We start from the raw sequence: 12375 nt of genomic DNA, 5'->3' as shown, positions 1-12375 counted from the left end.
TTTTTTCGACATTTATTGCTTTTTAAAAAATAGCGGTGGTTATAGGGGTAAAAATTTATATGAGCAGCATCTAAAGACAGCAATGTTAGCGAAAAGAAGCATTACATTTGATCACACCTTTTTAAGATAGCTAACATTAATGAGCAAGTTAAATCGGTTTCTATTTTTAGTATATGATTATTTAAATTTCGAAAAATAGACCCTGGTTTTCTAATTTTTATATATAGAAAACCAGAATCTAAAGTTATAAACAACTGTTCAAGTTAAAAAACATTAGCAATCCAGAAGTTATAGTTGATTTTCATCATTTATAATTCCTGTTATTAATCCATAATTCTCAATATGATTCACTTTCGTTTTAATGTATTTTGCATTCATCACAGCTTTCCAATCATTTCTAAAATAATCAGCATATAACCAGATGTGCATATCAGAATCAACTCGTCCGTAATTATAAAAATTCTTTGTCACAATATTCATTAAATTACTTGTTTCAAATTTTCCATAATTCGATAACTGAGTCGAAAGAATATCTAGGTTTTCAGCTTTAATCAAACCATACCAATCATTTTTAAAATTGGTGCCGCCTATTTCTAGATCTCCAAATGTAAATAAAGTCTTGTTATTGTAGAAATCATTAACGTTGATAGTTATATATCGATTAGCTTTTATTTCGTTCATGTTGTTCATTTTTCCACCGGCGATATCCAGTTTATCGGCATCAACATGACCAGCCCAATCATTTTTAAAGTCTGCACTATATATACCAATATGATTATTTGATGTAAACCGACCTTGATTGTAAATGTTGTTAACAATGATTTGTAGATCATTAGTCGCATTAAAGGTACTATGATTGTCCAGTTTATTAGCAAATATTGTCACTAAATCAGCTTTAACAAGACTTTCATTTCCTTCATTTGAAAAATATGAGGTATTAATATCTAAATTTTCATCAGATAATAATTTAAATTTGTTATACAACTGTTTAACATCGATTTTTAGGGAATCTTGAGCAGTTATCAAACCTTTATTTTCTAATGTTGAACCTGATAGATTAATTTTGTCACTGTTTATTGAAGCATTCATTTCATTTTTTTGTTTTTCAGCTTGAATGTTTAATGCATGTTTCGCCAATATCTGTCCTTGGTTATAAAAATCCTTAGATTTAATTTTAATTTGATCTTCTGACTGTATCGTACCAAAGTTAGAAAAACTTTCATTGACGATCTGTTCGTCGAAATCAATGAAATTAGCTTTGATTGTTCCATGCCAATCATTTTTAAAATTCTTATTCTGATTTACTTTTAGAGTTCTTCTTGCATCAAATTGACCATTATTGTAAAAATCATTACTTTCAACGATTATTCCACTGGATGAGTATACCGAACCTTTATTTTCAAAATAATCATTATTGGCATATAATTCACCGACTTTTACTTTGCCAAAAGCGGTGTTAATAAAGTCACTACCCGATTCATAAAAATAGCCTACATCGATAAGACCTTCATTAACACTTTTATGTTGATTTATTAACTTGAAATTATCAGCTATTATTTTGCCATTAATGCCATTGTTATAGTTTATTTGAGCAAATATATCCAATACGCCAGTTGAAATTGTACCATCAGAATCGAAATTTTGTGTTACAACTGCCGCATCATAAGCTTTTATTATTCCGTCTTTTTTGTTAGAAAATTCTATACTATTAATCCTGATTTCGTATCTTCCCACTAATTCATTAAGATTCGTGATACTTTTAACATTCAGAGTTAATCTATGGTCGGCAATAAGTTGACCATAATTGACAAATTGGTCACCAAAAATTTTGATATCATTTGATTCAATCTTGCCTTTCCAATCATTTTTGAATTTTCTACTGTTTATAGCGACTTCTTTTTTAGCAGCTAATTTTTTATTATTTTCAAACTGATCTGCGAGCAGATTAATTGTGTCATTTACGTTAATATTGCCTGTATTTTTTGCCATATTCGCATTAATTTTTAGATTTTGCGCTTTTATATTTGCTGAATAACTATTATCAAACTCTTTACTCGTTGTTGTAATCTGTTTACCCGAAGATATTAATCCTTGGTTACCAACCCAACTTTCCGCATTAAGCGTGATATCACCTTGCGCATTTAATCTATCAACATTTTTTATTTCTGCTTTACTGGATAATACAATGTTTTTTGAACTTTCAATTGTTGAATGGTTTTCAATTCCACCATAAGTCGTTTTGAATTCGAGGTTTTGCGCTGAACTGATATAACCAGCATTAATTACTTTGCCATCGTTGGTTACAGTTAATGTTCCTGCATTTGCCAATAACGTCCCATTATTTCGTACACCAACACCACGTTCTGTCCCAACCATTCTAATTTTATCCGCATACATGCCCCCTAATCTTGAGACATCTATGCCAAACTCGGGTTGTCCAACGTGATTATCAAAGCCTTGTGTATCAATATGTTTTAAATCCGCGCTAACTTTTGCTTTACCCGTTATGACATTGATTTCTTTATTTGCCCATAATTTAGCATTGATATTGACACTTCGAGCGATCAGATCACTATAATCTTGTCCGGTATCATTTAAACCATTACCTGTAATTTGAATTTGACCTTTTTCGACCAAATAGCCTTCTAGGTTACCATTTGTTACAATCGGTTTACCGGTTGTTAACGTGGCTCTATCTGCATTGATAAAGCCACAATTATCACAGGTAATCCCAGCTGGATTAGCGATTATCACCTGTGCTTTTTGCCCGGCAACTTCAATATAACCATTTAATTGGCTGATATTGTTAGAATTAACTTCATTTAAAATGACTTTTGCGCTGTTTTGTAATAATGGATTACCATTGATATTTCCTGCTAGTTGTGTATTCGTGCCACCAGTAGCATTATTAAGAATCACACCCTTTTTTGACACATCAAATTGAGTATATTTATTATGAGACACACCGTTTCTACTCGGTGCAACAATATTGATTTGTGTTGTACCATTTTGTAATTCCTTAACGACAGGACGTTGATTTTGATTGGCTAAGGGATCAACCACAATACCTTTTGCATAAGTTGTACCAACAACACTTACCATACCTAATGCAATATAGGATAAAAATGCAAGTGGTTTTAATGTGCAATATTTTGTATCGTTATTTGAATTCTGTTTAATATCCGTTTTTTTAGCTTTTCGGCTGCAACGTGATATCGCCTGATGTGATTTTACAATTTCAGATACCACAACGAACAATCCACGAGTTTTATTAAAAACAATGCGATAAAAATTTTTATTCATAGTATGTCTCACCTTTCATAGATCTACTCTTTTTTACTCAAAAAGAATCGGAATTTTCTTAAAAATCAGTCATTTTATAAAAATCAATTTATTCTATAATCAAGGCATAAATTAAGATTACTGGTTTACAAAATGACTAATATCAATTAGTTACTACAATGAAAAAATGACTACAGTGTAATTAACAATCTGTTAATTGAATTGAATTGAATCAAATCCAATTAATATCAATAGTTAATATAACTTTTTACTGCAAAATGTAATGTGAAATTAAGCTCATATCCATTAGTCATCGTTTTGTATAAGTTATCAATAGTTAACTTTCATAAAATAGGACTATTCGAATAAGGTTAATTCTAGTTATAAAAAGGAAATTTAATAGAATCTAACAACCTGTATAGCGAAATTAGATGGCTATTCTTTTATGGCTGACTGAATGCTTACAATCAACAAAAATAGTGACCTTTTTAATGTTATGTATCTTATCTTGGTGGTAAGAGTTAAGACTTTTCCGCGATTAATAAACACTTAAAAAAACTGTAATCAATTTATTAATATTTGATCATTTTATCATCAGTTTACAAAGTAATGATAAAACCCATAATTATGCGGTTTAGATAAGATAACTTATATATAATAATCTTTAAATAAACTTTCAGTCAAAGGTTTATTTAAAATATCTTCATTAGCTTTACAAAAATTTTTTTTAATTTTTCTTCATTAACTAATGCATTAATTATTATGGAGTTATTTAATTGATTTTATTTAGTACTTTATTATTGTTTATTGAAAACAATAATAAGTACTAATATATAGTTGGCTAAATGATAGGTAACACTAATAAGTCCAATTTAAATAGAATCCGAGTGTTAAATGATTAGTATTAAATTTGTCAGGTTTATGTAGGGGCACGCCAGCAAACATATCATAATAAAGACCAAAGTGACGTCCTCTGATTCCGATAGCCGAACCGACTAATTTTTTACCCGTCAGATTTTCGGAATTTCCCCCAAATACGCCACCGGCATCCAGTCCTAAATATAATTGCTGGTTTAGTGGCGTATACCATATTAAATCATTGCGAACAAACCAGCCATTATCAGCGCTTAACATCTCTTCACCATCAAATCCTCGTACCGTCCAACGACTACCAATCGAAAATCGATCCGGTGCAGTTAATTTATTACGTCGAGTGTATTGTCCTTGTGAATCAAGGCTGTACCCAAAATTTTGATTACCGAGTTTAAAAGGCACATAAACGGACAAATTAGCATTAATGATATCGGTTAAAGCACTACCGATTTCAGATTTTTCTTCAAATGCTTTTTGTGCGCCAAACCAACGTACGCCTTTTTGATAAGATGCACCTGCATAAAAAACGATATTATCGAAGTAGTGACTATGCTGTAAGCCAATTCGCCAATTGCTTGTTTTGCGCCGCTGAATTTCGATTTCAGTATCATTGATGAAATTGTGAGACTCTCTTAAATTGATGCCATAACTTAATATTGTTTTTTGCGCTTCATTACGGTGCAATACTCGGCTAATTTGAAAATTATAATATTTACTTCGTCCTTTATATTGATAATCGACCACATCCGAAATTTTTTGATTGTAGGTATTTGCATACATCGAGGCATCAAAAAGCCAATAACCAAATGGGACAGAATAGGCGAATAGATAATTTTTTGAGCCATAATCGTCCACTCCCTCTAAATTATGTCCACCAGAAACATAAAAACTGTCACTAAGACCAAGTGGATTATCCAAATAGAGTGTGAGCCCACCTTGATAGCGACCTGTACTTTTTGATCCCGAATTATCTAACGATAATCCTATTCGCCAATATTTCGATTGTTGACGTTGGATAACAATATCTGTTTCACCGGCCTCTTCTCCTGGTAATAATTGGATTTGAGCGCTGGCAGTTGGGATTCGCTGAAAATTTTCAAGTCCTTGTTCGATAGCACGTAAGTTAAGTAAATCGCCTTTTTTTAATGGCATATTACTTGTTAAATTGGCTCTGGTGTCGCTATCTGATGAATAAAAAATATTTCTTACCGTTCCTTTCAGCAACAATAAAGTAAATGTTCCTGAATTGAGATCTTGTTGAGGCGCCAAAACCCGTGTTGTGATATAGCCATAACTAATAAGCTGATTTTGTAATTCCGTCATCAGTAAATTTAAACCTTTGCCACCCAAGCAACGACCTTCTGCTTGTTTGGCTAACGTATTTAGCGGTATGGTAATTGGAAAGGCATCACGTTCTAACAGTTCAACGTGTTGAATCGGAAAACAAAATTCCTCTTCAGGAAAATTGATCGTCTGAATTTTTTGTAAAGGTGACATTAAACTCACATTAGGTGTTTTATTAGACAATGCCTCTTCTGTTGCTTTTTGCCTTTCTTGTTGATAAATCAGCTGCTGATCACTGATCTTTCGTTCTTGTGCTGTCGGTAACTGCTCAGCAAATACGTTATTTGAAAAGATAAAACTTATTACTACAATTAACAATACTCTGATTTTCATCATTTTTCCTATTATTGTATTTTAGTTTGCGCTAATGTTAATTCGATAATCTATTTTAGTCCATAAAAAAATAGACATGCGTTAAAAATAATCAGTTCAATCGTTAAAATCTTTTCTAAATAAAAGAAAATATATTAGGATATATCAGCATGAAAATTTGAAATAAATCGTTTGAAATCTCGCAGGCAATATTTTGATTATACTAATTGATAATTATGATTCTTTTACGTTTAATATTTATGATTATCTTTGTCGAGCTAAAGCCAAAGTTAAAGTGATTAAAAATAATGAGATGACAATTGACCAATTGAAAAAATTAAACTTTTCTAAAATTGTTCTCTCTCCAGGACCGGGGAATCCTAGCAATGCAGGCATAACGCTTTCCGTTCTGGCTGAATTCAATCGTATCTGCCCAATATTCGGGATCTGTTTAGGACATCAAGCAATAGCACAATATTTTGGATATGAGATTGTCAAATCTCCGCAACCAATGCATGGTAAACTCGATAATATTAATCATGATGGTCAAGGAATATTTACTGGAATTGACAATCCACTGACGGTAGTGCGTTATCACTCTTTAATGGTAAAGGATAATTTATTACCTACATCATCACCACTCATTGTCACCGCACGAAATAAACAAGGATTGATTATGGGATTACGCCATAAACATTTACCTATTGAGTCGGTACAATTTCATCCTGAAGCAATCAAAACAGATTGTGGTTTGCAAATCATCAAAAATTTTGTTCATCAATAGGATTTACATGAAAGTTCATATCGATTTTGAAGGTCAACATAAATATTTTTGCGATCCCATAAAAATATTGGCAACAGCTAATGTGTCATCCATAAAAAAATGCGTAGAAGAGATTGAATCATTTATTGCACAAGGATTTTATGCAGTAGGGTATTTAGCCTATGAGAGTGCAATGGGCTTTAATCAGGCTAATCAAACCCAATCCAATCCACCTCAAGATACCGATTTACCTCTACTATTATTTGGTATTTTTGATAAATACACATCTCACTCCCCTACATCAATACCTCATTATCAGGCAGAACCATTAGAATTAAGCTGTGATACAACTATTGAAGAATATAATCAAAAAATTGATTTTATCCATTCTCAAATTGAATTAGGAAATACTTATCAAACCAATTATACCATTCAATTTAAAGCGCCTTTTGACGGAAATCCAATTGATTATTACTATTTTCTTCAAAAAAATAATCAGGCAGATTATTGCGCTTATCTTGAACATGATGATTATCATATTTTATCGATTTCACCCGAGTTATTTTTTAGGATTGAAAATAAAACGATTACCACTAAACCGATGAAAGGCACCATAGGGCGTGGTTTGACTACACAACAAGATAATCAACAACGCATTTTGCTGATGTCAGAAAAAAATCTAGCAGAAAATATGATGATTGTTGATTTACTTCGCAATGATTTAAGTCAAATTTCCAAACCCGGCACGGTTGTTGTACCAAAGCTCTTTTCTGCTGAAAAATATCCAACCGTGTGGCAATTAACTTCAACTATTGAGGGACAATTAATAGAGGATATTCATTTATTTGACATTTTTCGGGCATTATTTCCATGCGGTTCAATTACCGGTGCGCCAAAAGTTAGTACGATGCAAATTATTACACAAATTGAAAACACTGCTCGAGGAGTTTATTGTGGCACGATTGGATATATTGAACCGTTTGGGCATAAAATGATATTCAATGTGCCAATTCGCACATTAACGATAAATCAGCAATATATGCATTATGGTGTGGGTGGAGGGATTACTTGGGATTCCACTTCGCAAGATGAATATAACGAAATTTTAATTAAATCAGCAATTTTAAATCGTACTATAACCATACCAGAATACATTATTGAATCACTGTTACTTGAAAAGGGTCAGTTTTTTTTATTGGATCAGCATTTAACAAGATTAGCTGATTCTGCAAGTTATTTTAATTTTGAGTGCAATATCCATATCATTAAATTAACCCTAATTAATCTGGCAAAAAACTATTCTGAAAATGTGTATAAAATACGGATTTTACTTAGAGAAAATGGGCATTTTGAGATTAACCACGATAGTATTATCGCACCTATGCAAATCGCCGAAATTGCGTTTGCTCCAAATTGTGTTAATAACCAGAACCTCTTTTTATACCACAAAACATCAATTCGGCATCATTTTCCGGCACTACCCCCTGCAAAAGAGTATATTAACTTTAATCAACATGACGAAATCACTGAGTTTGTTAATGGTAATATCGCGTTATTGGTTGATAATCAATGGGTAACCCCCAAGATCACCTCTGGATTATTGGCAGGGACAATGCGGCAATTTTATTTGGAGTCAAAGCAATTAATTGAAAAAACACTAACTAAAAAAGAGTTATTACACGCTGAAAAGATCGCGTTCATTAATAGTGTTCGCAAATGGGTAGAAATTGATGATAAAGTTTTCAACCAGTTTAAACAGCAATTAATAAACGCAACGATATAAAGGTGACGATTTCGCCAACTTATTGGCGAAATATTATCGAATAGATTAATGTGTTATCGAGGTAGCAAACTCACGCTCTTCATCTTGCCAACCTTTCGATAATGCATTGACTAATGCAGCATAGCCATTATTTTTTAACGCTATACGATGTTCAAAAAATTTTGTTTCAATATTATCTTTACTATCTTTAACAACCCAACGCCCCTTTATTATCGCATCGCCAGTGTAACTGCCATGAAATCCATCAATGAATAGTTTAACGGTCAATGTTGGGGTGGTAATTGCTTTGGTTGAAACTAAATAATGAGGTAGAAAAATCGATAAATCTTGTTCTAAACGATCACCAAGTTGTTGTGAAAGCGATGAGCCCCATAAATTGTTTGAAGCCGTAACAAACTGAATATTATCCGTTTGCAAGACAATCCCTTGTTTGTTTAAAAAACTGGCTACATCTATGGATTCAATCCATATAAAACCATGTGTTGAATTCAAAGTTTGTGAACGTTGATTTTGTAAGTGACTCTCTAATTGAAAGTAATGTTTTTCAGCGGTACCTGAAGAACAGCCAACTAATGTCGTTAATAATGCCATAATCCCAATTGTAAAAATGCGATTTATTATGCTTTTCATTATTTTTTACCTTTTGCTTTGGGTTCCAAATCTTGTTTAACAGGTGCAGAGAATATCAACGCATTGCTTTTATCATTCAATGTGCTTAACAATGGCGTTAACTCATCCATCATTTGTTGAATTTTTTGCAAACTCTCTTTTATTTGATTATTCATCTCTGAACCGGGTTGTAATTCTTTCATTGTATCGTTCAATGAGCGTAACGCTTTTTGCAGATCTTTTGGCATCGTTTGCATCTCTTTGCTTGCCATGATCTTATTCAACGAATTCATTAAACGCTCACTCGATGCCAATGATTGATTAAACTGATCCATTGTTTTATTCAGTGGTAAATTATTAAAGTTATCTAATAATTGTAAAATTTTAGCTTGTATTTGTGCTATGCCTGTTGAAGTAGTATCGATGGTATCATAACCATATTGCACAGCTGTTTTTTCATTGTATTCATTTTTTAAATCAGGGTAAAAATCCAAATCAATATACAGCGCACCCGTAAATAAATTTGATGTTTTAAGCGAAGCTCTTAAACCATTTTTTTGTTCTTCCATGATCTGCTTTGCAATATCGATTTTTTCATCCACTAAGTCGGATAAACGATCAGGCTCAATCTTAATTAAGACCGGTACTTTCTGATTCAGTATTGACGATTCATTTAGCATGTCTATGGTATAAAATGGCACTTTGCTAACCGTACCGAGCCTTATTCCATGATACTCAACCGGTGCGCCAACATTTAGCCCCGATATTGAATCTGAAATCATAATCAGGAACTCTTTATATTGAGTGTATTGAGATTCTTGTATCGACTTTTTATCATCGTATAATTGATATAATGCATACTGCTGTGCTGGTGCCCCCAATTTAGATCCGTCCGGTAAATCAAAACTGATTCCCCCTGATAACAGAACATCTAAAGAAGGAAAATTTAAACTTGCACCCATAGAAGAAAGTGTTAAATTAATTCCACCTTCTTTCCAAAATCTAACATTTTGTGTCACTAGCGCATCGTAAGGCTCTTTGATGAAAATTTGATATTTCATTTTACGCGCTTCAACATCAAATAACGAGGTTTCTACATTCCCTACCCGATAGCCTCTAAACATCACTGAAGCACCACGCGGTATCATTCCACTTTGATCGCTTTCTAAATTTAACCGAATACCCTTAATACTAGGATCGGATATGGGTGGCGAATCGGACAATTCAAACGGATCGTTTTTGAAGCTATGTTTATCATTTCCTGCGACTAATTCAATATAAACACCCGATAAAATCGTACCTAACCCCGTGACCCCATCACGCCCTATTTCTGGTTTAACCACCCAAAATATAGAGTCATTTTTAAGCAAAGGCTCCATATTTTTATAGATTCGTCCTTTGATGACAACTTGATTATAATCATCCGATAACGTCACTTGATCTATTATGCCTACATCAACACTACGATTTTTAATCACCGTTTTTCCGGCAACAATACCGCTAGCATCTTTTGCCAGCAAAGTGAATGATGTTCCTCTATCAGCAAAATGAGAGTAAATTATCCAAAGCCCAACAATTACAGTAACAATAGGGATAATCCATATTGCTGAGATAGCTCTGATTTTGATAATTTTTGCTAATCTATTTGAATTTGTCATATGTTTCCTATAACGCTAATTTCTAATTGGTCTACGATCCCAAATTAATCGAGGATCAAATTTTTGCGATGCAATCATTGTCACAATTACGACGGTGGCAAAAAATACAACACCAATATCAGGATATACCCCCATCATTTGTTGATTTCTAACTAATGAACACACGACAGAAACCACAAAGATATCAATCATTGACCATTTACCGATAAATTCGACAGCACTATATAATTTTTTCATTCTCAAACAACTTTGTTTATTTTTTCGCTTAACCGCTAAGGCAAAATAACAAAGCCAGCTAAGTGAAATAATTTTCAAAATTGGAATAACAACACTTGCTGTAAAAATAATTAGAGCAACAGGTACATCACCCGCTTGCCACATATAAATTACCCCATCCATAATGGTTGAAGTCGATGGTGAACCAAATACAACCGTTATCATAATGCCATATAAATTTGCTGGAATATAAATAAGTAATGAAGTTGTAAGTAGTGCAATCGTCCATTGTATTTTATTACGGTTTCGAATCTGACTTTTCTGTTTACACCGAGGACATTTAGCATAGTCAACAGGGACAATAGCCTGACAACAGCTACATAACTTTAATTTTTGACTGATTGCTGTTTTACCTGTTTTTATTTCGCCTTTAGCAAAATTATTTGTTTTAATCTCATTCCAAATTGCATCAGGGGAAAAAATAACTAGCGCTTTTATATAAAAAAAGGCGAATAAGCAAAAAGCCCAAAACGAACTGGTTACGCCGATATTACCGTAACTCATCAATTTAACAAAGCTAACCAGTACTCCTGTTAGAAATATTTCTGGCATACACCAATGTTGAAATCTTTCGTATACCACTAACAGATCTCTTTTGCGATATTTTGAAAGCTCTATTTTAGAACAAAGTAGCGCAATAATTGATAAATTAATAACGGGAAAAAGTAATACAAACACGACAAAAAGCGCCGAAATATAGCTGTAATTATCATCATAGAGTGTTTGAGGAATATCAATAACACTCACGCCATTAAAATTACCGACCAGACGAATATCAATAAATATAAAATGACTTGCTGCAATAACCATTATCAATGCGCATATGGCATAGATCATCGCTTTCAACTTCATATCTGCATTATTTTTTGCTAAGGTTGTATTACAACGAGGACACACAGCCTTATGTTTCAAAAGAATATCAGATAGCTCTACAACCAAATCGCAGTTTGGGCACAATTCATATTCATTGTATTGTTTATCAATGGTCATTATTTCCCTTTATGTAAGCGCTAATGAGATATGTAAAAAAAGTTAAGTTTAGCATAACATTTAAGTCTAAAGCTTTAAACAATTTGATCGACAAAAAATTGACTTCAATAAGATTAACTTAATCCGTATATTACTTATTAATCGTATTAAACTCACATTAACAAATATCATTTTGCAGGAAAAACGAGCGAATAAAATCCAATTTTTACCTTGTTTACTTTCTATTTCTTCAATTATTCTTTTTTTGATAAACAAGTTAAAATTAGTTTTTATTTACCCCAATCTATTGCTGGCTAACACTTATCTCAAATTGAACTAGACTTTCCCTATTTTAGTCCCTCACTTAAGTTTAAATTTGCGCGTGAATTTAGTCGACATTATGAAAAAAAACATTTTATTATGTATCAGTTATTATCTATTTTATTTAAAGCAAAAAAAGCTTGATACTGTATAACAATACAGTATAATACCACCCAATATGCTAA

7 protein-coding genes are annotated in these 12375 nt (G+C 32.6%); 2 read left to right on the top strand and 5 right to left on the bottom strand.

The window, feature by feature from the left end; all coding sequences use genetic code 11:
- Positions 1-288: 288 nt before the first annotated feature.
- Together A9G10_RS08130 and A9G10_RS08125 are read right to left on the bottom strand one after the other, a co-directional pair.
- Entirely contained in the window at positions 289-3303 is a 3015-nt protein-coding gene (locus A9G10_RS08130) for a two-partner secretion domain-containing protein (RefSeq protein WP_065559054.1), read from the bottom strand.
- Between the two features lie 837 nt (positions 3304-4140).
- On the bottom strand, positions 4141-5835 hold the full coding sequence (locus tag A9G10_RS08125) for a ShlB/FhaC/HecB family hemolysin secretion/activation protein (RefSeq protein ID WP_065559053.1): 1695 nt from the start codon (positions 5833-5835) through the stop codon (positions 4141-4143).
- Positions 5836-6025: 190 nt separating this feature from the next.
- Between A9G10_RS08125 and A9G10_RS08120 the strand changes: the two genes are divergently transcribed.
- Entirely contained in the window at positions 6026-6595 is a 570-nt protein-coding gene (locus A9G10_RS08120) for an anthranilate synthase component II (protein WP_065559052.1), read from the top strand.
- Positions 6596-6602: 7 nt separating this feature from the next.
- On the top strand, positions 6603-8357 hold the full coding sequence (pabB, locus tag A9G10_RS08115) for an aminodeoxychorismate synthase component I (RefSeq protein ID WP_065559051.1): 1755 nt from the start codon (positions 6603-6605) through the stop codon (positions 8355-8357).
- 45 nt (positions 8358-8402) lie between these two features.
- On the opposite strand, the gene A9G10_RS08110 is transcribed toward pabB, so the two are convergent.
- From A9G10_RS08110 to A9G10_RS08100, 3 genes are read right to left on the bottom strand one after another with little or no spacing between them, the layout of a single operon-like run.
- Positions 8403-8987 (bottom strand): PqiC family protein, encoded by a 585-nt coding sequence (locus A9G10_RS08110; protein WP_065559050.1) that lies wholly within the window; start codon positions 8985-8987, stop codon positions 8403-8405.
- Positions 8987-10624: an intermembrane transport protein PqiB gene (pqiB, locus tag A9G10_RS08105; RefSeq protein WP_065559049.1), complete on the bottom strand. Its 1638-nt coding sequence runs from the start codon at positions 10622-10624 to the stop codon at positions 8987-8989. The genes A9G10_RS08110 and pqiB overlap by 1 nt, the downstream gene beginning before the upstream one ends.
- Before the next feature lie 15 nt (positions 10625-10639).
- Positions 10640-11890, bottom strand: a complete 1251-nt coding sequence (locus A9G10_RS08100) for a PqiA/YebS family transporter subunit (protein WP_065559048.1) — start codon at positions 11888-11890, stop codon at positions 10640-10642.
- Positions 11891-12375: the final 485 nt, after the last annotated feature.

The sequence above is a fragment of the Gilliamella sp. wkB308 genome, from assembly GCF_001690185.1.
GTDB classification, from domain to species: Bacteria; Pseudomonadota; Gammaproteobacteria; order Enterobacterales; family Orbaceae; genus Gilliamella; species Gilliamella apicola_I.
Note: the sequence above shows the minus strand (reverse complement) of the source record. Positions and strands in the feature narration are given on the sequence as shown.